The organism is Verrucomicrobiota bacterium (genome assembly GCA_016871535.1).
Classification (GTDB): domain Bacteria; phylum Verrucomicrobiota; class Verrucomicrobiia; order Limisphaerales; family SIBE01; genus VHCZ01.
In genome coordinates this window covers 36,929-58,619 of the sequence record VHCZ01000005.1, presented here as the reverse complement: position 1 = coordinate 58,619, position 21,691 = coordinate 36,929, and the positions used below count along the sequence as shown (strand labels likewise).

General features: G+C 55.7%; 16 protein-coding genes. All 16 read left to right on the top strand.

Translation table 11 applies throughout. The features are described from left to right. The first annotated feature begins 20 nt into the window (after positions 1–20). The 16 genes from asnB (FJ398_01630) to FJ398_01555 all read left to right on the top strand — a co-directional run bounded on the left by asnB (FJ398_01630) (position 21) and on the right by FJ398_01555 (position 21,616). Complete coding sequence (asnB, locus tag FJ398_01630) at positions 21–1,853, top strand: asparagine synthase (glutamine-hydrolyzing) (GenBank protein ID MBM3836656.1); 1,833 nt, start codon at positions 21–23, stop codon at positions 1,851–1,853. Next, complete coding sequence (locus FJ398_01625) at positions 1,850–2,968, top strand: N-acetyl sugar amidotransferase (GenBank protein MBM3836655.1); 1,119 nt, start codon at positions 1,850–1,852, stop codon at positions 2,966–2,968. Before asnB (FJ398_01630) ends, FJ398_01625 begins: the two co-directional genes overlap by 4 nt. Then, positions 2,965–3,312 (top strand): hypothetical protein, encoded by a 348-nt coding sequence (locus tag FJ398_01620; protein ID MBM3836654.1) that lies wholly within the window; start codon positions 2,965–2,967, stop codon positions 3,310–3,312. Before FJ398_01625 ends, FJ398_01620 begins: the two co-directional genes overlap by 4 nt. A 143-nt stretch (positions 3,313–3,455) precedes the next feature. Further along, positions 3,456–5,201, top strand: coding sequence for an asparagine synthase (glutamine-hydrolyzing) (gene asnB / locus FJ398_01615; GenBank protein ID MBM3836653.1), 1,746 nt, complete (start codon positions 3,456–3,458; stop codon positions 5,199–5,201). Between the two features lie 6 nt (positions 5,202–5,207). After that, entirely contained in the window at positions 5,208–7,055 is a 1,848-nt protein-coding gene (locus FJ398_01610; protein ID MBM3836652.1) for a hypothetical protein, read from the top strand. Beyond that, positions 7,034–9,718, top strand: coding sequence for an AMP-binding protein (locus FJ398_01605; protein MBM3836651.1), 2,685 nt, complete (start codon positions 7,034–7,036; stop codon positions 9,716–9,718). The genes FJ398_01610 and FJ398_01605 overlap by 22 nt, the downstream gene beginning before the upstream one ends. After that, entirely contained in the window at positions 9,715–10,419 is a 705-nt protein-coding gene (locus FJ398_01600; protein MBM3836650.1) for an acyltransferase, read from the top strand. The genes FJ398_01605 and FJ398_01600 overlap by 4 nt, the downstream gene beginning before the upstream one ends. Before the next feature lie 273 nt (positions 10,420–10,692). Beyond that, positions 10,693–11,799, top strand: coding sequence for a radical SAM protein (locus FJ398_01595; protein MBM3836649.1), 1,107 nt, complete (start codon positions 10,693–10,695; stop codon positions 11,797–11,799). Between the two features lie 797 nt (positions 11,800–12,596). After that, positions 12,597–13,961 carry a hypothetical protein gene (locus tag FJ398_01590; protein MBM3836648.1) on the top strand — a complete coding sequence of 455 codons (1,365 nt, stop codon included), beginning with the start codon at positions 12,597–12,599 and terminating at the stop codon, positions 13,959–13,961. Next, entirely contained in the window at positions 13,927–15,180 is a 1,254-nt protein-coding gene (locus FJ398_01585; protein MBM3836647.1) for a radical SAM protein, read from the top strand. The genes FJ398_01590 and FJ398_01585 overlap by 35 nt, the downstream gene beginning before the upstream one ends. Before the next feature lie 12 nt (positions 15,181–15,192). After that, complete coding sequence (locus FJ398_01580; protein ID MBM3836646.1) at positions 15,193–16,284, top strand: histidinol-phosphate aminotransferase family protein; 1,092 nt, start codon at positions 15,193–15,195, stop codon at positions 16,282–16,284. Positions 16,285–16,290: 6 nt separating this feature from the next. Continuing rightward, positions 16,291–17,073 carry an FkbM family methyltransferase gene (locus FJ398_01575; protein ID MBM3836645.1) on the top strand — a complete coding sequence of 261 codons (783 nt, stop codon included), beginning with the start codon at positions 16,291–16,293 and terminating at the stop codon, positions 17,071–17,073. Positions 17,074–17,271: 198 nt separating this feature from the next. Continuing rightward, the gene (locus tag FJ398_01570) at positions 17,272–18,945 is read left to right on the top strand and encodes a B12-binding domain-containing radical SAM protein (GenBank protein ID MBM3836644.1); all 1,674 of its coding nucleotides are present in this window, start codon (positions 17,272–17,274) and stop codon (positions 18,943–18,945) included. An 11-nt stretch (positions 18,946–18,956) separates the two neighbouring features. After that, the gene (locus FJ398_01565) at positions 18,957–20,528 is read left to right on the top strand and encodes a B12-binding domain-containing radical SAM protein (protein MBM3836643.1); all 1,572 of its coding nucleotides are present in this window, start codon (positions 18,957–18,959) and stop codon (positions 20,526–20,528) included. Between the two features lie 21 nt (positions 20,529–20,549). Further along, a complete protein-coding gene (locus FJ398_01560; GenBank protein ID MBM3836642.1) occupies positions 20,550–20,822 on the top strand; it encodes a hypothetical protein in 273 nt (90 codons plus the stop codon). 26 nt (positions 20,823–20,848) lie between these two features. After that, positions 20,849–21,616 (top strand): cytidylyltransferase, encoded by a 768-nt coding sequence (locus tag FJ398_01555; GenBank protein MBM3836641.1) that lies wholly within the window; start codon positions 20,849–20,851, stop codon positions 21,614–21,616. The last annotated feature ends 75 nt before the right edge of the window (positions 21,617–21,691 follow it).

The following is a 21,691-nucleotide window of genomic DNA, read 5'->3' as shown; positions in this document are numbered from 1 at the left end:
AACGCAAGAACGCTAATCCGATGTGCGGGATTGCAGGATATTTTGGCACTCGAGAGTTGGAGCCAAACCGCATCGAGACTTGCCTGGAGCGGATGCACCGTCGCGGCCCGGATCATGCCGCCTGGCGCTGCTGGACAACTTCCTCCGGCCGCAGGGCGTATTTGTTGTTCACACGTCTGAGCATCATCGATCTGGACGAGCGCGCCCATCAACCGTTCCGCGTCGGATTCAGGTGGATGGTGTACAATGGCGAACTTTACAATTATCTGGAGCTTCGGGAGGAACTGAAGAAGGAAGGGATCCAATTCGCCACGGAATCGGACACCGAGGTGCTCCTGCGAGCGATCGATTATTGCGGTTGGGAAGCGCTGGACCGCTGTGAAGGCATGTGGGCGTTCGCCGTTTACGATGAACAAAATGGTTCGCTGCTCCTTTGCCGGGATCGCTTCGGAGAAAAACCCCTCTACTTGTACCAGGATGAATCGGGGCTGTTCTTTGGCTCCGAGGCGAAGTTTATCCAGGCCTTGCTCGGCACGAAACTGGAATTAAATCTGGACCAGATTTGCCGTTACCTAGTTAATGGCTACAAGGCATTGTACAAGAAGAAGGCGACGTTTTTCAAAGGACTGAGCGAATTATCCCCGTCCACGGCTTTGCATATCGACGCTGATGGGACGATACGCCAGAAACGCTACTGGCAGCCGGTCTATCGTCCGGACGGCAGAATGTCGGCAGCCGAAGCGACCGCCGGAGCGCGGGACAAACTCTTTCGCGCCGTCAAATTGCGTCTGCGCGCGGACGTGCCGCTCGCTTTTTGTCTGAGCGGCGGAATCGATTCGAACGCCTTGGTCGCGACCGCAAAAAAAGTCTTCGGATACGACGTGCATGGGTTCACGATCTTGAACACGGACGCCCGGTACGAGGAGAAGGACATGGTGGACCTCGCCGTCCGCGAACTCGGTATCCGACACACGTATGTCCCGATCAGCACGGCTGAATTTCTTCCCAAACTGCGGACGCTGGTGCGGCATCATGACGCGCCGGTTTACACGATCACTTACTTCGCTCACTGGCAGTTGATGGAGAATGTGGCCCGGCATGGTTACCACATTTCAATCAGTGGAACCGCCGCGGATGAGCTATTCTCCGGCTACTATGACCACCATCTGGCCTATCTCTACGAAGTCCGAAACGATACCGGGCTTTGCCGGGCCGCAAGGCAGGCCTGGTTAGAGCACGTGAAACCCGTCGTTCGGAATCCGTTTTTGGGAAACCCTGACTTGTTTGTCGAGAGGCCGGATTTCCGCGAGCACATCTTCCTTAATGCCGATGAGTTTGCGGAGTACCTGACGCGGGACTGGTCCGAACCGTTTTTCGAGGAAACGTTCACGGGGAGTCTGCTCCGGAATCGGATGCTCAACGAACTTTTTCACGAAGCCGTGCCTGTTATCCTGCACGAGGACGACCTGAATGCGATGTATTACTCCATCGAAAACCGATCGCCGTTTTTGGACCGCGAACTTTTCGAGTTTTGTCAGAGCGTTCCAACACGACATCTGGTTCGAGAGGGGCGGGCCAAGGCGGTGCTGCGGGATGCGATGAGAGGCATTGCCCCGGATGGGGTGTTGGACAACCGCCGAAAAGTCGGCTTCAACGCTCCGATTCTCTCCTGCTTGAACGTGCGGAGTTCAGACGTGCGTGAAAGTCTGCTCGACCGAAGCCCGGTCTTTGATTTGGTTAAGCGCGAGCGCATCGAGCAATTGCTCCGCAAAGAGCATCTCCCGAACAGCGAAAGCAAATTCCTTTTCTATTTTCTCAACAGTAAAATCTTTTTGGAGGAATTCGCCGCGTGAAATATTGCGTCAAATGCATCATCCCAGACACGCGTCCGAACATCGTCCTTGATGCCGACGGTGTCTGTAACGCCTGCCGTGCGCATGCCCGCAAGCGCGACATCGATTGTGCCGAGCGCGAACACGCGTTTCGCGGCGTCGTGGAATTCGCGAAGAGCCGCAGCAAGGGATATGACTGCCTCATCCCTGTAAGCGGAGGGAAAGACAGCACCTGGCAGGTCATCCGGTGTCTGGAGTGCGGACTGAATCCCCTGGCCGTGACTTGGAAGACGCCCGCCCGAACTAAGATCGGAGCGCAGAATCTGGCCAACCTCGTGAGCCTTGGCGTCGATCACGTGGACTATCAAGTCAATCCCAGGGTGGAACGCAAATTCATGCTGCGGACGTTCGAGCGGTACGGTTCGACGGCCATCCCGATGCACCTGGCGATCTTCAATATTCCCCTCAAGCTCGCCATTCGCCTGGAGATTCCCCTGGTGGTGTGGGGAGAGAACTCCGCCTTTGAATACGGCACCACAGACGAAGCGCTCACTGGCTTTCGCCTGGATCGGCGCTGGCTCCGCACCTATGGCGTCACGCATGGAACGACCGCTGCAGACTGGGCAGCCGTGGATTTGACCGTCAGGGAGCTCACACCTTATTTCGGTCCCGAAGATGAAGAAGTCGAACAAGCCGGAGTGCGAGCGGTTTTCCTAGGGTACTATTTTGCCTGGGATGCCGCCACCAGCCTGGCTGTTGCCCAGGCGCATGGTTTTCGGGCCAGCCCCAGCGGTCCAAAGACGGGCTTTTACGATTTCGCGGACATCGACGACGATTTCATCTCCATCCACCATCATTTGAAGTGGTACAAGTTTGGATTCACGCGTCTCTTCGACAACTTGTCGCTCGAGATTCGGAACGGCCGATTGACTCGCGAGCAGGCGGTTGAAATCGTGCTTGAGAAAGGGGACCAAACACCCGAAGCGGACATCGAGAAGTTTTGCGCCTTCGTCGGGATCACTCGGGAACGGTTCTTTGAAATCGCGGAGAGATTCCGCAATCCGGACATCTGGGTGAAGCGAAACGCCAAGTGGATCATCCCGGGTTTCCTGGTGGAGAATTGGAACTGGAAATGAAGATCGACCGCAAAGAGCCGCCGCGCCGCTATCAAGTGGGACGGGTTCAGATTTCAGACTGCGCGACCATTCGTCTCGAACCGGATGAACAGGTCACGTTTGTGACTTCTTCGGGCAAGGAGCACGATTTCACCGCTAAGAGCTGGGGTTTCTACGCGACGCCATCGGTCAATGCGCGCTTGGTGAAACAAGGTTTCAAGACTGCCCTCGTGAACAACCCTCAAGACAAGATGTTTGTGGTGATAGTCGATCCAGAGCGAATGGACGAGTTCGAGGCTTATCTCCGCCAGGAGCAAGGACAGGTGATCGAGTGGCTCGACCAGAGATTTCGCCTCCCAACCTAAAACCTGAAGAGCCGTGGCCGATACGCAAGAGCCGACCGCCGAGAGAATGACAATCGCAACTCAAATCGAAGCTGGTTGCATCGAATGCGTGCAAGACCGTTCGTGATCCTTCCACGATCTCTCGAATAAAAAGAACCTCCGATATGTGCGCCATTGTCTGTCGCTACCTGTTCAATCGCTCGGTGCCAAGCGATGACGGCGTACTGGCACGGGCGATGGCCTCGCTTCGGCATCGCGGTCCGGATGGCACGGGGACTTGGTCGAAAAACCGGATTGAGATCGGACACTGCCGTCTTGCCATTATCAGTCCGGAAGACGGACAAGAGCCAGTCGTGGACAAGTCGGCAGGCGTGGCGCTGACATTTAACGGCGAAATCTACAATTACAGAGAGATCCGCCAGCGGCTCATCGGGTGCGGCCACGTCTTCCGCACGAACTGCGATGCCGAGGCTTTGCTGCGCGGTTACATCGAATTTGGCATGGATGTGCTCCAGCACTTGAACGGGATTTTTGCTTTCGTCATCTACGACGAGAAAAGGCACCTCGTGTTTGGGGCGCGCGATCATCTCGGCGTCAAACCGCTCTATTACTATCGGGACGAGCAGCAGTTCATTTGCGCTTCTGAAATCAAGGGGCTGTTTTGCGATGCCCGCGTTCCGCGAAAGCTTCGTCAGGACACCCTGTTCGAGTATCTCGTTTTTGGGTTTGTGGCTGGCCCGAACACGCTTTACGAAGGGATCTATCAGCTTGAACCGGCCCATTGGTTCACAATCCTGGACCGCGAATTCACGATCGGCCGATTCTGGAAAGCAAAGGGACACGCCGATCTGATCCAAGAAACCGGCGAGGCATTGGACTGTCTGGAGGCCAAGATTCGGCGCGCGGTGCGCTATCAATTGATCTCGGATGTTCCACTGGCGGCGCTCCTGAGCGGCGGCGTAGACTCCAGTCTCATGACGTTATTCGCTAACCAGGAGCAACCCGGAATCCAGGCGTTCACGTTGCGCCATCCGAGCGAGGGTTATGATGAAACCCAATACGCGACGATGGTGTCGGAAGCAAATGGGATTCCGCTTCATACTATCGACATCGACAGTGCCGACGCGCTCGAACTGCTCCGCAAAGTGACGTGGTTCTACGATGAACCAATCATCCAGACCAACACCATCGGTCTCTACAAGCTGTGTCGTGAGATCTCACGGTTCGGCGTCAAGGTGCTTCTGTCAGGTGAAGGAGCGGACGAAACCTTTGGAGGCTACGATCGATATCGGGAATCGTTGCGCGCTTACCGGAGCGGCAAGGAAGACGTGGTCGTTTACGGGCGCAATGAGGTTGCGTTTCCCCGGATCGAACGCTTCTGGCCCAATCGTCAGCGGCGGTTCGACTTTCGAGAACGCCTCGCGACAGATCTCAAGGGAGAAGCTGACGGCAATCAGTTGCTCCTCTATGACCAATCCACTTACCTCCCGCATCTTTTGCAGCGGCAGGATCGAATGGGGATGGCTTGCGGGATCGAAGTGCGTGTCCCATTCCTGGATTGGCCGCTGGTCGAATATGCCAATCGGCTGGCGCCGGAGTTGAAGATTCACCCCACGGAAGGCAAATTCATTTTGAAGAGACTTGCCGAGCGTTATCTGCCTCACGAACTGGTTCACCGTCCCAAACAGGCTTTCGATACCCCGATTGCCGAGTCGCTCGCTCGCGGAGAGTTCAATACTTTCTTCAAGGACAGTGTAAGCCCGAACGCTCGGATTGCGACGCTGTTCGACCTCCGCGGAATCGAGGGACTGATGACACAATTCGAGCGAGGGAACACCGCGCTCTGGCGGATCCTTTGGCAGGTGCTTTGCGTTGAGGTTTGGATGTCCACCTTCGAAGTGGAGACATAATCGCGTATGGCTCGATTGTTCGGTTACCTGGCGTCACATGCGCGTCCCGACCTCGTGGTTCGGCACAAGCCCTGGCTGGAGCGACTCGAGGCCCTGAGCGCGAATTGCCTCGCTCTGGAACGAGGGAAATGGGAATCCAGTTCGGGGACTGCCGCGGTTCTTTACGTCGCCTCTGCAAGGAGCCCGTATCGAGCCTTCCAGAGGGACGATGGCCCGCTCTTCTTGGTCGAAGGAACGGTCCACTTTGGAGACAAACTCCTTGGCGCACTGGACGTGGCGGAATTGCACCGCGTTAGCGGCGACGATTTCGTGAATCAATTGCAGGGAGCGTTCTGCATCCTCGCGCTTGATGCGGCCAAGAACCTCGTGAAGATGTTCAGGGACCGTTGGGGGCTCAAGCCGATGTTCTATTTGCTACATGACGGCGTCTTTTATTTTTCGTCCTACGCCAGTTTGCTGGCAGACATACCGTCGGGCAAACGCGAGCCAAATCCCGAAATCATTGCGCTCTATGCCACGAGCCATTACTCGACGGTCTATGGGCGAAAGAACACCTTTTTTAGAAATGTGTCTCAGATCTTACCGGCAGCAGCTCTGAGTTGGCACGACGGCCAGCTCAGTGAGCGCGTCTATTGGCGGTTTGATGCGAGCCAGCCGTTTTTCGAGGACAAGTCCGAGCGGCAGCTTCATCAGGAAATGGCCGCGTTGTTAGAAAAGGCGATTACTCAGCGGGTCGCTCCCATGCCTTCGAAAAAGGGCTTTTCGCTCAGTGGCGGAATGGATTCGAACACGGTCCTGGGCTACGTTTGCAAGCTGACAGGAGAAAAACAGGTTGGCGTCTCCGTCACCTATCCGATGGATGACCGGGCGAACGAACTCGACCTGATCGAGCCGGTGGCAAGACGGTATCTCAGGGAATGGCACAACATTCAGCCTACGGTTGAAAAGTTCAAGAACGAGATCGCCAACCTCTACGCTCACTATGACCAACCGTGGACGACGGCCACCGTGTACGCGCAAGAGCGGCTCAATCGCGGGGCGGCTGAAGCAGGACTCCAGTGTCTGATCAGCGGATCGGGAGGAGACCACCACATGGCCGGAGCGTACCCGAATTTTCTCCACTTCTTTGCGTATCTGAAGAACTCCGGTCAGGAAGAGTTGCTTCGGCACGAAGTTCGAAAGTGGATTGAGCATCATTCCGTGCCGCGGTGGCCCAAGTCGTACCAGACCGTCGAGAATTTCTTCCGCAATTCCGTCGATATCCGACGGGCTGGCGTTCTTGTTCAGGGCGAAGCCAGGTTATGCCCGTCGCTGGAAATGCTATCCGATGAATATGCGGCAGCATACCGGCTTCCGCCGCCGGTCGAGTCGTATGGCGATTATGTGAGAAGCTACACCGTTCAGGAAATCACGAAGGATGCCTTGCCACCCGCGATTTGGGCCGAAGACATCATGGGATGGCGGTACGGGATCACCGGGTGCGATCCATTTTGGGATTTGGACCTGTTCGAGTACACCTGGTGCATTCCGCACCGCTACAAAATCCGCGACGGCGTCAACAAGTATCTGATCCGGAGAATTACAGACAGCATTGTCCCGGACCACATTCGGCTGCGGGTTGCCAAGACGGGTTTCAACCTGCCGTTTGATCAATGGCTCCGATCGGGCCTGGGCGACTTGGTCCAGGATACGGTTGGATCGCGGCGGTTTCGGGAGCGAGGTGTCCTTCGGGCGCAGGCAGCGGACAGAGTTCTGCGCGAGCACTTGGCTGGCGAGGTCCAGCATGGCATGCTCATTTGGCAAATCCTGAACCTCGAGCTGTGGTTTCAGCAATGGATCGAGACTGCTCCTTGAAGGCTGTTCCCGTGCGCATGGCTGCCCTGACTTTCTTCAAGTTTCTCAAGCGAGCGCCACTGCGTCTGAATTCGATGCGGTGGGGAATTTTTTTGCGGCTGCTGGGAGTGAAAGTTGGAAAGCGAGTGGTCTTTGGTGGGCGAGTTCGCTGGAAATTCAACGGCGATCCGAGACGAATCTGCATCGAAGATGAGGTCACCTTCACGGGGGATATTGATCTGCGTAACCGCGAGAACGGGTCGATCGTCATCGAGCGCGGCTGCTATTTCGACCAGGATCTGAGGCTCGTAGCGGCGCGGGAATCGACGATCCGGATTGGCCGCAAGACCCAGGTTGGCCTCGACCTGGTGATCAACGCCGGGGCCAATGTCACTCTCAGTGAGAATTGTCTGATCTCCAGCCATGTTCACATCAATGGCTCGGGACACCCGACATTTCGGGATCAACCGATTTGTGAACAGGGCTACGTGCAAGAGCCGGTCGTGATCGGGCGCGACGTCTGGCTGGCCAATAGCGTCAATGTCTTGATGGGTACGACGATTGAAGAGGGTGTGATTGTCGGGGCTAATTCAGTTATTTCCGGGCACTTTCCTGCGTATTCCATCGTGATGGGGAATCCGGGCCGGGTCGTCGGTCAAAGACTCTACAAGGATCCGAGGCGCAACCGGGCGCTCGCGCCGCAGAAAGCTGCACCCGCGAAATCGCCTGTTCAGAGGCGTCAATTTTCGAGCCTTCAAGCTGCCGTCGCCGAAATCCAGGCGCTACTGCTGGACCTGAAGATCGTCCGTGAAACGCCGACGCCGACGGCGCGGCTGCGGCGCGACGGATTGATCGACAGTTTGAATTGGGCTTTGCTTGCCGAAGAAATTTCCAGGCGCTTTGGTCCGGTCATTGCGGAGAGCGCTTTTCTTTCACCGGAGTTCGACAGCATCCTCGATATTGCCGGCCATCTGGTGGGCCACGACGAAGTTCACAAGACAGGTGGTGGAACTCCGCTGCGCATCGAAGAGGAGCCAGCCCATTTGTTCGAGAGGCTCCGCAGGAGAGGGAGCGCGGAACCCGACAAAGTAATCCTTCGCTTCAAACCTGAGCAGGGCGAGTTCTTGGCGCTGACCTATGGCGATCTCCTGCAGCGGGCTCAAAGATTCGCCGCCTATCTTCGAGCAAACCGGCTGGAAGCCGGTGACAGGCTCGGTCTGGTGCTTCCGCTCTCCGAAGACTTGTTTGTCGCCTTCGCGGGTTGTCTCCAGGCGGGAGTTGTTCCCTCCATTCTCTCTTATCCGAGCGCCAAAGTTCCCTTCGAGATTTATGCCCGCAACCACGCCGATATTTTCTCGCGTGTTGGATTCAAGGGAATCTTTTGCTCCAAGGATCTCGCGGTCCACCTCGGACCGATGGTGCCGCCGGCCACAAGCATTCTCAGCGGCGATGGATGGCGCAGCCAATCGCGGTTGGAGGAGTTTGTTCCGGTGTCATTGGATGAAACAGTGGTCGTCCAACATTCTTCCGGCACGACCGGCATTCAGAAGGGTGTAGCCATGAGCCATCGCGCGATCTGCCACCAGGTGAGCCAGTATGGCCGCGCGCTCGAATTGCGGACAGACGATTTGATTGTGAGCTGGTTGCCGCTCTATCATGACATGGGATTCATCGCGTGCTTTCTCATGCCGTTGCTGGTGGGTGTGCCGGTCGTGATGGTTTCTCCCTTCGAGTGGATCACGAATCCGAAACTCCTCTTCGAGTTGTGCAGCCGCTACCGGGGGACCCTCGCGTGGATGCCCAACTTCGCTTTCGAATTGCTCGCCGAGAGAGTCCGGCCAAGTCAGTTCACAGAGATAGACCTGACCTCGATTCGCGCCTTGGTCAGTTGTTCCGAGCCCGTCTCTGCCAGCACCTGGGAACGATTTCATCAAGCATTCCGGGAACTGGGTTTGACTCTGGACAAACTGTGGAGCTGTTACGCGATGGCGGAGAATGTGTTCGCTGCGACCCAGGCTGCCTACCATAGAGTCATCCACATTGATGCCGCTTTCCTCGCGCAGGAGGGCCGGGTCAAACTCGCGAAAGCCGGACGCGGAATCGTGTCCCAAGGCAAGCCGATCGCACAGACAAGAATTCGCATTATGGATGAGGCGGGCAGGGAACGGCCCGAAGGCGTTGTCGGCGAGATCAGCATCCAGAGCGATTGCCTGCTCAAGGAGTACTGTCGCAATCCGGAAGCAACGCGGACCGCCTTCAGGGACGGCTGGTACTTGACCGGCGATTTGGGTTTTTTGTGGGAAGAGGAATTGTACGTCACGGGGCGCAAGAAGGACCTGATCATCATCGCCGGGCGGAATTTCTATCCGCAGGACATCGAGGAAATCGTCGGCGCACTGGCAGAAGTAAAATCCGGACGGGTTGTGGCTTTCGGCAGTGAGAACTCCAGAACCGGGACTGAAGATCTGGTCGTCGTGGCCGAGCGCGATAGCGACGGTTCCGTGTTGTCCGAGGCCGTAGAGGCCGAGGTCAAACAGGCAGTTTTTCAGAAACTGGAATGCGTCGTGAACCATTTCGTCTTGAAAGAACCCGGCTGGGTGATGAAGACAAGCAGCGGGAAAATAAGCCGCAATGAATGCCGATCTAAATATCTCAGCGAGCATCCAGGCGCGGAGGCGGCATGAGCGTCTTGCTGCGCGTCTTCAATGGGGCTCGGAACGGACGCACGATTGCAAGGTCCATCTTTTGGTCCACCGTCCTGCGGTCATTCGGCGTTGACGTGGGACGGAATGTGCGGTTCGGCGGTCAGGTTCGGTGGAAGTTCCAGGGTGATCCGAAGCGAATACGAATCGGAAACAACGTGACCTTCGCGGGCCTGGTCGATCTCCGCAACCGCGAGAACGGAGCCATCCAGGTCGAGGATGATTGTCTTTTTGACAACGACGCACGGATCGTAGCCGCGCGCGAGGCCACGATCCGAGTTGGAACCCGAACCGCCGTGGGAAAGGATCTGGTGATCAACGCTGGTGCCGATGTTTTCATTGGCCCGAATTGCTTATTCTCCAGCTATATCCACATCAACGCCGGCACGCATCGAGTCGCACCGGGAAGAACCATTCTGGCGCAAGGTTACCATCATGAACCCGTGATCATCGGCGCGGATGTCTGGTTGGCCAGCAATGTGAATGTCTTGATGAGTTCAGTGCTGGGAGATGGCGTGGTCGTGGGTCCCAACTCGGTGGTCTGCGGCGAATTCCCCTACAACTCCATGCTTCTTGGCGTCCCGGCGACAATTGTGGGGAGACGGGGTGAGGACTGTTCCGAATTGCGACTTATGACCCAGACTCTGGAGCGCTTGCAGACAAGACAGTCCGGGCTAGTCTAGGTCGCCGCAGTAAAGTCTTCTCTAGAATCTGAGGAAGACATTGAACCTCAAAAATGCGGCTTTGATTTCGTAAAAGCCAAGAAAACGGTGTGATTGCGGCCAAAAATCGCTTAGCAGAGCTGGTGTCACAAAGTTCACAAGTTTTGCTGCTGAATTCCTTGGACACACGACCCGCGAGGCAGCCAACTGGTCTATTCAGGAACTGGTTACCGCACTTTGAAGTTATCAATCACCTAAGTATGGCCAACAGCCCGCCCCCATAGGAGGTTTCCAATGACCGATCCAATAGAGCGAGTCGAATCGTACCGCGCTAACGTAAGTGCTCACCTGGTCAAGCTGAGCGACGTTCTTCCACTCCGCACGCCCTTCAGTATTATGATTGATCCAGCTAATGCGTGCAATTTCCGTTGCAGTTTTTGCCCAACGGGGGACTTCGATTTGTTGCGTTCAGTGCAAAGACCGAAGGGCGTGATGAGTTGGGATCTCTTCTGCAAGATCATCGACGATGTTTCAGGTTTCGATGACAAGGTCAAGGTTTTGTGGCTTCACAAAGATGGCGAGCCATTTTTGAACAAATCACTCGGCAAAATGATTGCCTACGCGAAAGACAAAGGCATCGCCGAATCCATCCGCACCGTCACAAACGGATCATTACTTACTACGGATCGGGCGGTCGAAGTCATTGAAGCAGGCCTGGACTATATCAAGATCTCCATCGAACACGTGAGTGACACAGGGTACAAGGAAGTTACGCAAACTGCTACGAAGTATGAGTCGATTCTGCAAAACGTGAGATCTCTTTACTTGGAGAAGATTCGAAAGTCGGTGAAGCTACGAGTTTACGTTAAGATTCTGGACATTGGGTTGTCGCAGGAGGAAAAGCAGAAGTTTCTAAACGACTTTTCCGAGTATTGCGATGAAATCAACATCGAGGAGATGATGGGATGGAGCAAATCGAACGTCAAAGACTTTACGCTGGGTCAAGAGCCCAAAACCGGGATGTGTGGCGCAAGTCCGCTCAAGAAGAACCGGATTGCCTGTCCAGAACCGTTCAAAGGAATCGCCATCAATTTTGATGGGAGCGTTTCGGTCTGCTGCGTTGACTGGAGCCATGGCACGGTCGTCGGTAACGCCTCCAAGGAATCCGTTGTGGATATCTGGCAAGGAGAACACCTTCTCAATTTTCGCCTGAAACACCTCACTGGCAAACGACACGACATTGATGCGTGCCGCAACTGCCAGTTCATGCTCGGCCTTCCTGAGCAGTCAGACATTGATGACGCGTTGGACACTCTGAGGGCCCGGTACCAGCTTGCCGCTATTCAAGCCTCCAGTTCGCCAGCACGCTGCTCGAACCAAAGCAGCAAATCCTGCTGCTAGGCCACCGAGTGCTTCCCAAGTCGGCGTATGCTTCTTGTTGCATTAAGGAAATGCGCCACTAGAAACAACCTTGTTGAACCGGACTTGTTCTTTCAACCTGGGGTTGCTAAATTCTTCGCGAACAGACGCAGCGTTAAGCGGACGCCTGTGCATGCGCAAGACAGTTACACACCCATACGATGCACTTAGTCTTTTTTGAAGATCGCGAGCAGGTTCTCAATTGGATGGAGGATGACAAATCTTATGTATCGGCAAGGCTGATCGCGATTACGGCCGAGGCGCTCCAGGCTCTCGAGGAGCGGAACCTGCCGCACGAGCCAATATCAGCCTACGCTGAATTCAGACCGATTCTCCTGGCTGAGCGGCAGTTTTGCCACGAGGTCGTCGAACTTGGAAAGGAGATCGAGACATTTATCGGGGCACGTTGCGATCTAGCGCGGTTTGACGGGCCGGGCTTCGTAAGCGAAAACGCCTATTACTTGCGGTGCGCAATGTTGGTCGTGGCTGCGCGTTCGCATTTGATGCGTGAAGTTATTCGAGCGTGTTCACCTTCTCAGGTAACGATTCTTTCGGGGCAGTTGAATACGTGGTTCCAAGATGACGGATATACCCAGAACCCATGGTTGGACGTGCTCCAGGGAAGGCGCGCCAACCCTGGTTCGGGCCTCCCGTCCGGTTTCAAAGGCGCCTTTCAATGCTCCTCCAATCCTGCGAGCGTGCTCCCTTCCTTGGCTCGCAGAGACTCTGAGCTTCCGGGTAATTCAAAAAATCACTACAATCCCTCCAAACTGAGGCTTTTGCTGGCCCACAGTCGAGTCTATGATTGGGCCGCCGTTTTGCCCGATCTGCTCGCCGATGCAGAAGTCCAGTGTTTCGCCATCGAAGGGAGTTTCGCCGGCTTGCGGGACTGGCTGTATTACTACAAGCCGTTTCTCCACGATGTGGGGCAAGACGGCGGTCGCGACTTGGGGATTGGGCCTCCAAAAGTGACCGCAAAGGAATTAGCAGACTTGGCTGTGTTATTCGATGATTGGGAGCGCAGCCGGCCGGAGCCTCCGACGTTGAAGGTGTTGGGACTGGACCTTTATCCGGCCCTACGGAATTACCTGAAATCCATGGTCGTGCAGATGCCGACGCTGGTTCGGCATACAGACGCCGTGGCCCTGCGGGCGTTGGAGGTTTGCCAGCCAGATGCCGTGTGCTTTTTCGCAATGCCATGGCTTCCCACAAAACGCTTGGCCTTTCACGCACGCCAACGTGGAATCCCGTCGGTGTGCTATCAGCACGGAGCTTGCTATGGCACGCACGACGTTCCGTCTCATGCCCTTACTGAGATGGCCCATGCGGACTACTTCTTGAGTTACGGGGATGGTATCGTGCCCCCCCCCAATCCATGTTTGCCAACGCGCGCCAAATATGTGCCCGTTGGCTCGGCTCGATTGGAAGCGTTGCGGTTGCATTCGAGCTCGCGCGGTCCGCTGCCGTTTCTAACGGCGCTCTGGATTGGTGAAGTCTCCTTGAAGAACACGAACGGCCCGCTTGAAGACACGAAGCGTTACCTCATGCAGAGGAAATGCCTCGAGATCCTGGGCCAGGCCGCGAAACTCCGTGTGATTTACAGGCCTTTCCCCGGAGAGCTCGCAGCCCAAGCGACGCCGCGCTGGCTGGAGTTGGCCAGATTGCCTTCGATCAGCGTGGAACCGAATCAATCGCTGGCCAATTTGATGCTCGCAAGCGACCTCATCATCTGCGACTCGACAAGCTGCAACGCGTTCAACGAAGGCGTGGCTCTGAACAAGCCAACAATCCTCTATCTAGATCCCACGCAAATCCTGCTTTTGCCCCATTTCATCGAAGACTTGGAGCGCGCTTGCCTGTGGTGCAAGACGGACGACGCGCTGATCAACGCCGTGCGTCGCCTGGCAAAGGACCCGCATCCGTTTGTTGAGGAGTTGCGGCGGATCGACACGACGACTTTCATGAATAAATACATGCTCCATCGTGGTGGTGAGCCCTGTGCCCGGCGCGTGATTTCGTTCCTGAAAAACGTTTGTCGGGATGGACGCTCCCTCAAGCAAAGGGAACCTATGAACAGCGCGACTAGTCCAGGGGTCCACACACTTAGCGATGTCTTGTCGCGACTCAATCAGAGACTTCAGTAAGAAATCAAGCATCCGACAAATCACGCATGCACGTCGGCGTTGGAGCGGAGTACGCGACTGTGTTTCCAGGCAAACAAGAGTCATCATGGACAAACTTTATTTGAAGGCGGACAGCCTTCGCGAGCTGCGCCAGAGAGGCCACGATCCGCAGGCGATCCTTCAGCGCATCGCGGCGATTGATCGGAGCGAACTGAAGCTTCCTGACTACCGTCGCACCATTGTCCAGAAGGCTTGTAGTGATCTGCTCTCCGAGGAGAGTTCTCCAGATCGTTTTTCTTTGCGACCTCACGTCGTGGAGGAACTGAGTCGAGTTTCCCAGGCTGACCTTCCCCGGTATCTGTTCTATCGTTACCGGTACGACGTCTTTCCGAAAAGCCGGACCGTGGATGATTTTCCTCCCTGCCTGCAAATCGAACCGACTTCGATCTGCAATTATCGCTGCGTATTTTGCTACCAAACTGACTCGCACTTGACGGACGCCCGAGGCGGACACATGGGGATGATGAGCTATGATTTGTTTCGGAAGATTATCGACGAAGCCGAAGGCAAATGCGAGGCCATCACGCTGGCCTCGCGGGGAGAACCTCTGGTCTGCCGGGACATCGTCAAAATGCTGGCTTACGTCCGCGGGAAATTCCTCGGCCTGAAAATCAACACGAACGCCTCACTCCTGGACGAGGAAAAGGCGCACGCCATTCTGCAATCGGGCGCGAACACCCTGGTGTTTTCGGCGGATGCGGCGGCCGAGCCTCTGTACAGCCAATTGCGGGTCAATGGAAAGCTGGAGCGGGTTCAGGCCAACGTCGAACGGTTCCTCGAGATACGGCGGCGTGACTACTCTGCTTCGAACTTGATCACGCGTGTTTCAGGGGTCCGATACAACTCCGCGCAGAACCTCGATCAAATGGAGAAATTTTGGGGCGAACTGGTCGATCAGGTCGCTTTTGTGGATTACAATCCCTGGGAGAACACCTATCAACGCCCCGTCAACAATGTTTCGACTCCGTGCTCCGATCTTTGGCGGCGTATGTTCGTGTGGTTCGACGGAACGGTGAATCCATGTGACGTGGACTACCTCTCCACACTAAAGGTAGGGAACGCCCGGAACGAAGGTTTGTCCGCACTCTGGACCGGGCCAAAATACAGCGCCTATCGCGAAGCTCACCTGGCGCATCGACGAAACAGTCTTTCTCCTTGCCAGAGGTGTACCGTCATTTAACCCGTGCAGCGCATGCATGCTTTTGATCTATCCGCCCGGCCCCCTATCGCAGGATTGCGCCGAGTTCGCGATCCGGGCAGCGACCACCATCGGTACGTTTGCTTGGACCGAAATGAGCGGCTTTCGCCATTGCCGGGCTGGTTCATCGAAAAGATACGATCGATGGTTTCAAGCGAGTTGCTCACGCGTTACCCGTTTCAGGACGAATTGCTTCCGCAGTTGGCCCGCCAGACGGGCCTGCCGGAAGAGATGCTGTTGTTAACGGCCGGATCAGATGCGGCGATCAAGGCGTTGTTCCAGGCGTACGTCAGCCCGGGTGACCGAGTGCTCATGCTTGATCCAAGCTACGCGATGTATCCCATTTATGCCCGAATGTTCGAGGCTTTACCGATTCAGATTGGTTTCAATCTGGATCTCAGCCTGGACGAGCAGGCGCTCATGGACGCGGCAGGTTCGGGCGTTCGACTGGTGGTGCTCGCCAATCCAAATCAGCCTACCGGCACAATTCTCAAGCCGGACACCGTTCTCGGCGTGCTCGACCGAGCGATTCGCGCGGGGGCTCTGGTGGCGGTTGACGAGGCCTATTACCCATTTTCCGATGTGACCAATCTTCCGTCTGTCCGCGAGCACCCACATCTGCTCATCCTTCGAACGTTTTCGAAGGCGTGCGGGTTAGCCGGGCTGAGGATTGGTTGGGTGGCGGCGGCATCCGAAATCACCGAAAGCCTGTTCAAGGTGCGATCAGCCCACGACGTGAACAGTATGGCGATGCTTTGTGCAAGACTGATTCTGGATCATCCGGAAATAGTCGAAGCCTATAAGAATGAAGTTCACTCCGCGGCGCGTCTATTGGCGAAGCGCCTGACTGAGATGGGGTTGATTCCTCTCCCGACCAGCACGAACTTCATGTTGATCCGTGTGGCCCACCTCGTAAGCCCGAAGCAACTGGTCCTTCGTCTGAAGGAGCAAGGTTACCTGGTGAAAGGACCTTTCGATTCAGCCTGTATCTCCGGTTGCATTCGGGTCACCCTGGGTCCGCCCGGCTTGATGATCGAGTTCGCCGAGTGTCTTCAGCACCTGCTGTGCGAGCTGGAAGCCAGCTAAATTGCTATGATCAAAACCTGTATTGTCAAAGGCCACTCCATCCGGCTTTGTGTCGATTCACCGATCGAGGATTTTCGAGCCAACACGTTCGGGACGAAGGAACCGGAAACTCTGGAGTGGATTGAACGCCTTTTTCGGCCCGGCGACACGATGTACGACGTCGGGGCGAACATTGGTCAATATTCCCTTTACGCGGCTCGAGTCCTGAACGGGAACTGCTCGATTTACGCGTTTGAACCTGAGGCGCTGAATTACGCGCAGTTAAGCAAGAACATCTACCTGAACGGGCTCTCGAACTGCATCCTCCCCTGCAACGTGGCGATCGCAGACAGGCTCTGTTTTGACCGACTGAACATCCATCCCCAGCAGTTCAGTTTTACAGAAGGAAAGGGCGCGCAACTGCTCAGCGGCGCCGCGCTGCACAGCTTTGGGACTACGCAGGATTGCTGCGGTCATGAATTCCAGCCGGTCCATTGCCAGGGCACTGTGGGCGTCGATTTGGATTTTCTCTGGAAGCAATGGGGGTTCAAATTCCCGAATCATCTCAAAGTGGATGTGGACGGCCTGGAGGAAAAGGTATTCCAGGGCGCGCTTTCCACTCTGTTCGACCCGCGCCTCCGCTCTGTCCTGGTCGAAGTCTCCAAGAAGAAGGGAGACTCGGATCCGATCGCGAATCTGCTGCTGCGCCTCGGATTTGTAAGAATCACGGACTTCACCGACCATTCGAGCCGGCAACTAGCGGGGAGTCCGTATGAGGACAGCCTGAACACGGTATTTGTGAGGCGCTAACTTTTCAGCAGGCCGGCTTCCCATCCGACTGGCCCCGGGACAATTTCGTCCGCAGGGCGGAATATTATTCCCAGGGCGGGCGACCCAAGACGCCCAACATGGTGCATTCTTGGGTTTCGGAAGTAGAAATGGGGCTTCAATTCCGTGGCGCGCAACTTGCTCGGCTGAAGAGGATTTGATGCGAAAGCCATCAGCGCGATGAAGATTCTCCTGGTCTATCCGAATCTTTTCGGGATGAACATGCTGCCTCCGGCAATTGGCATTCTGAATAGCTGCTTGCTGCGGGAAGGGCATCAGACTGCCTTGTTCGACACCACCACTTACTCCGACTGGGGGAGCCTCGACAGCGATAAGCTCAAAGAAGAGCGACTGAACGCGCGACCTTTTGACGACCGGTTGCTGCGGCAGAACGAGAAACATGGTTCGCCGACAGAAGATTTCCGGTGGAAGATCAGGGAATTCTCTCCCGATCTTCTCGCTTTCTCGGTCACAGAAGACATGTACCCGAATGCCCTGGAGTTGCTCCGGGCGTTGGACAAACGGGACCGGCCCAAAGTCGTGGCGGGCGGGGTCTTCCCGACTTTCGCCCCGGAGCTGGCCTTGCGGAAGGCCGACGGCATGATCGATTACCTCCTGACCGGAGAGGGGGAAACGACTCTGCCGGAGCTTTGCCGGCGTTTGGAGTCGGGCCGCGAAGTGGCCAGCATACCCAGCATCTGTTTTCTGAAGAAGGACGGGTCATTTCATCGAAACCCGCTTCCGGTGGTGCTGGATCCCAATGATGTGCCGCTCCCGAATTACAATTTCTTCGAGGAAAGCCGGTTTTATCGGCCGATGCAGGGAAAAGTTTGGCGCATGTTTCCGGTCGAGACGATCCGAGGCTGCCCCTATACGTGCGCCTACTGCAACTCGCCTTCGCAAATCATCATTCACCAGGAGGCCAAACAGAAATTCTTCCGGAAGACGAGGGTGCAGAGAATCAAAGACCAACTCGTCTATCTGCGGGAGCGCTACAAACCGGATTCCTTTTATTTCTGGGCCGACACATTCCTGGCCGTCACGGATGCGGAGTTTGAGGAGTTCTGCGACATGTACTCCGAATTCAAGCTGCCGTTCTGGATCCAAACGCGGCCGGAGACCGTGACGCGGCATAAATTCAAACGATTGAAAGAGGCGGGGATCCTGCGCGTCGCTTTCGGTGTCGAGCACGGGAACGAACGGTTTCGCGAGAAAGTGCTGTTGCGCCGGATCGACAACGAAACCATCGTCAACAATTTGAATATCCTCCACGAGCTGGGAGTGCCCTTCAGCGTGAACAACATCATGGGCTTCCCTCGGGAGAACAGAGAACTGGCCTTCGACACGATCGATCTCAACCGGCGCATCCGATCGGACGGCATGAATGCCTATTCCTTCACGCCTTTCCACGGCACCCCTTTGAGGACCATGGCGGAACTGCTCGGCTACGTGAAACCGGGCGAGATCACTCGCTCCATCATGAAGCCCACGATGCTCCGCATGCCGCATTGGTCAAAAGAAGAGATCGAAGGGCTGCGGCGATGTTTCGTGATTTACGTGAAACTTCCGAAATCCAGATGGTCAGAAGTTCGGAAGGCTGAGGAATTGACTCCGGAAGGAGACCGCGTTTGGGACGAGTTGCGGCAGGAAGTCCTCGAAAACTTCATGCACTGGGGCGACCGAAACGAGAATGACGATGCCGGCAAGATCGAGTTGGAGAAAGATGATTTCAAGATCAACGACGCCGCCGAAGCTTCGATTCTCGGGATGGTTGATTCGCGTTACAAGGCCATGCTTGGGACAGGGCCCGGTCGCGAGTCGGTTGCAGAACCTTCCATGGCGACGAGCAACTAAAGAGCGCTCACATGACAAGATTTCCATCGAAACAATTTCGGGGCCGGATTCTTTTCTTGTACCCCAACTTTCAGATGGCACACCTGCTCCTTCCCGCGGGCATATCGATTCTATCCGCCGTCTTGAAACGCGCAGGGTTTGAGACCCGCTTGTTCGACACCACGCTGTATCGGCCTCAGGATAAAAGCTTCGATGACATTCGCCTCGAGTTGCTGCAACTCAAACGATTCAAACTGGAGGACAGCGGGGTACTCTATAAAGAGTCCGACATCGTGGAGGACTTCCGCCAACTCCTCGACGAGTACGATCCAGATCTCCTAGGAGTGTCTTTGCTGGAAGATACGTTTCCCATTGGAATCCCGTTGATGCGTGAAGCTCATCGTCGAGGGATTCCGGTGGTTGCCGGCGGCATTATGGCGACTTTTGCGCCGGAAGTTGTCGCGCAGGAAGAATCCGTTGACCTCGTTTGTGTGGGAGAGGGAGAGAACGCGCTTTTAGAGCTGGTGCGCCGAATGGCCGAGGGCAAGAGTCTGGATACCATCCCGAACCTTTGGATCAAAAAGCCGGACGGCACGATCATTAAGAATGAGATCGGACCGACGGTGAATGTCGATAGCTTGCCGTTCTCCGACTACGACATCTTTGAGCCGGCGCGCTTTTACCGTTCCATGCAGGGGCGCGTGATGCGGATACTTCCGGTCGAAATGCACCGAGGGTGCCCTTACCAGTGCGCGTTTTGTGAAGATCCCATGCTGAATGTCCTCTACAAACGGGTCAACCAGCGTTACCACCGCGCCAAGAGCCCAGGACGTTTGATCGACGAAATCAAGTCCCTCGTCGAGCGACACGGCGCCGAATTCATTTATTTCAACGCCGAAACGTTCTTCGCCATGCCCAATGACGATTTTGTTGCGATGGGCGAGTCCTACGCGAAAGAAATACGGCTGCCATTCTGGCTGCAGACCCGGCCCGAGACGATTACTCAGCCTCGCATTGACCTGCTGAAAGAGATGGGGGTGGCCCACATCAACATTGGCCTGGAACACGGCAATGAAACGTTTCGACGCGAAGTGCTGAAGCGTTCGATGAGGAATGAACTCATCATCAATGGGCTTCAACTCCTGCACAATGCCGGAATCCCCACGACGGTTAATAACATCATGGGGTTCCCGGATGAAACCCGGGAGTTGGTTTTCGACACCATCGCACTCAATCGGCACATCCAGTCCGCGACGATCAACGCTTATCTGTTCAATCCGTACAAAGGGACTGAACTCTACAAGGTCTGCGAGCGAAAGGGGTATCTGCCAAAAGCTGAGGACGACCAGGTCATCGATATCTCGTTGAGCGGTGATTATCCGTATTTCAAAACCATTCTCAACATGCCGACCATCTCAAAGACCGAGTTGCTTGGGCTGCAAAGGACATTCGTTCTGTACGCCAAGCTGCCCCGGTCTGAGTTTTCGAGGATTCGCATCGCCGAGCGGTTTGATGGCGAAGGAAACCGCATGTTCGCTCAATTAAGGAAAGAGTATCTGGATGGCGTTTACGACGCCAAACGCACGGCTTTGGAGTGTTATTAGAAGTGGAAACCGGGTGCGAGTATGTCTCTGCAAAATCTCTGGGATATCGTGAACAAGGCCGTGGAAAATGAGCCCTTCAGGTTGCTGCTCTTAGACGATCCGGAGGCCGCCACGCGAAGCGTTGATCTGGGGGATTCAGAGCGCGACATGCTGAAGCATCTTGCCGGCGGTCCTTACGCTTCGTCCCGACGCGGACTCATGGATGTCAGAAAGATGATAGAAGCCTCGATCGAATTCGGAACCCAGGCTGAACAATCCCTCTCTGTGGCACGGGCGGAGATATCACTGCAGTAAAAAGGTTGCGAACAGATTAAACAATTATGGCTATTCCTGCGCTTTTACTGGGTCGCGGCGGCAGCGTGACCATGCCGAACAAGAATCTGTATCCTCTGTTGGGCCGGCCCATGATGGCTTACCCCATTCTGGCGGCGCGGGGCTGCAAATTTGTCAACGAAGTTTTTGTTTCCACCGATTCTCCAGAAATCATGGCGGTCGGACGGCAACACGGCGCGAGAATCATCGTCCGCCCCCCGGAGCTTTGCACGGCCACGGCCCTGGGCGAGGATGCTTTTGCGCATGGGTATCGGCACATCCGCGAGCTCTGGCGGCAGGAGGGTAAAGAAATCGAGTTGATGGTGCTGCTGTTCGCGAATTCCCCAACCGTGACCAGTCGCTTGATTGAAGAGGGGGTCAAGACCTTGCGGAGAAACGGAGCGCTGGACAGCGCCGTCACGGTCTCCTGTTACAACATGTGGAGTCCGTTGCGCGCCCGGCGTGCGGATGAAGACGGGTGCTTGCAGCCGTTCGTGCCTTTCGACGCTTTTGGCGACCCATCGAAATTGTCCTGCGACCGCGACTCCCAAGGCAATGTTTATTACGCGGACATGGGGGTGTCGGTGGTCCGGCCTCGCTGTTTAGAGAACCTGCATGAGGGGCTCCTGCCTCAGCGCTGGATGGGAAAGAAGATCTTTCCGGTTCACAATTGGGGCGGGCTGGACGTGGACTACGAATGGCAAATTCCCCAGGCAGAATTCTGGCTCAAACGGCACGGCTATACCGACGACGTTGAATCGACGCCACCCTTGTAGACAGGTCGGATTCTTCTTCTCGCTTCTTTCATTCTCTCCGCCAATTCTTCCTCCTGGTTTCGAGGCCTTGACGGA

Bases quoted from the DNA above. Each gene is read 5' to 3' on its own strand.
- FJ398_01595 (MBM3836649.1), top strand. From the start codon at position 10,693: ATGACCGATCCAATAGAGCGAGTCGAATCGTACCGCGCTAACGTAAGT.
- FJ398_01620 (MBM3836654.1), top strand. From the start codon at position 2,965: ATGAAGATCGACCGCAAAGAGCCGCCGCGCCGCTATCAAGTGGGACGG.
- FJ398_01575 (MBM3836645.1), top strand. From the start codon at position 16,291: ATGATCAAAACCTGTATTGTCAAAGGCCACTCCATCCGGCTTTGTGTC.
- FJ398_01565 (MBM3836643.1), top strand. From the start codon at position 18,957: ATGACAAGATTTCCATCGAAACAATTTCGGGGCCGGATTCTTTTCTTG.
- FJ398_01580 (MBM3836646.1), top strand. From the start codon at position 15,193: ATGCATGCTTTTGATCTATCCGCCCGGCCCCCTATCGCAGGATTGCGC.
- FJ398_01560 (MBM3836642.1), top strand. From the start codon at position 20,550: ATGTCTCTGCAAAATCTCTGGGATATCGTGAACAAGGCCGTGGAAAAT.
- FJ398_01585 (MBM3836647.1), top strand. From the start codon at position 13,927: ATGTCTTGTCGCGACTCAATCAGAGACTTCAGTAAGAAATCAAGCATC.
- FJ398_01610 (MBM3836652.1), top strand. From the start codon at position 5,208: ATGGCTCGATTGTTCGGTTACCTGGCGTCACATGCGCGTCCCGACCTC.
- asnB (MBM3836656.1), top strand. From the start codon at position 21: ATGTGCGGGATTGCAGGATATTTTGGCACTCGAGAGTTGGAGCCAAAC.
- FJ398_01570 (MBM3836644.1), top strand. From the start codon at position 17,272: ATGAAGATTCTCCTGGTCTATCCGAATCTTTTCGGGATGAACATGCTG.
- FJ398_01605 (MBM3836651.1), top strand. From the start codon at position 7,034: ATGGATCGAGACTGCTCCTTGAAGGCTGTTCCCGTGCGCATGGCTGCC.
- FJ398_01555 (MBM3836641.1), top strand. From the start codon at position 20,849: ATGGCTATTCCTGCGCTTTTACTGGGTCGCGGCGGCAGCGTGACCATG.
- asnB (MBM3836653.1), top strand. From the start codon at position 3,456: ATGTGCGCCATTGTCTGTCGCTACCTGTTCAATCGCTCGGTGCCAAGC.
- FJ398_01600 (MBM3836650.1), top strand. From the start codon at position 9,715: ATGAGCGTCTTGCTGCGCGTCTTCAATGGGGCTCGGAACGGACGCACG.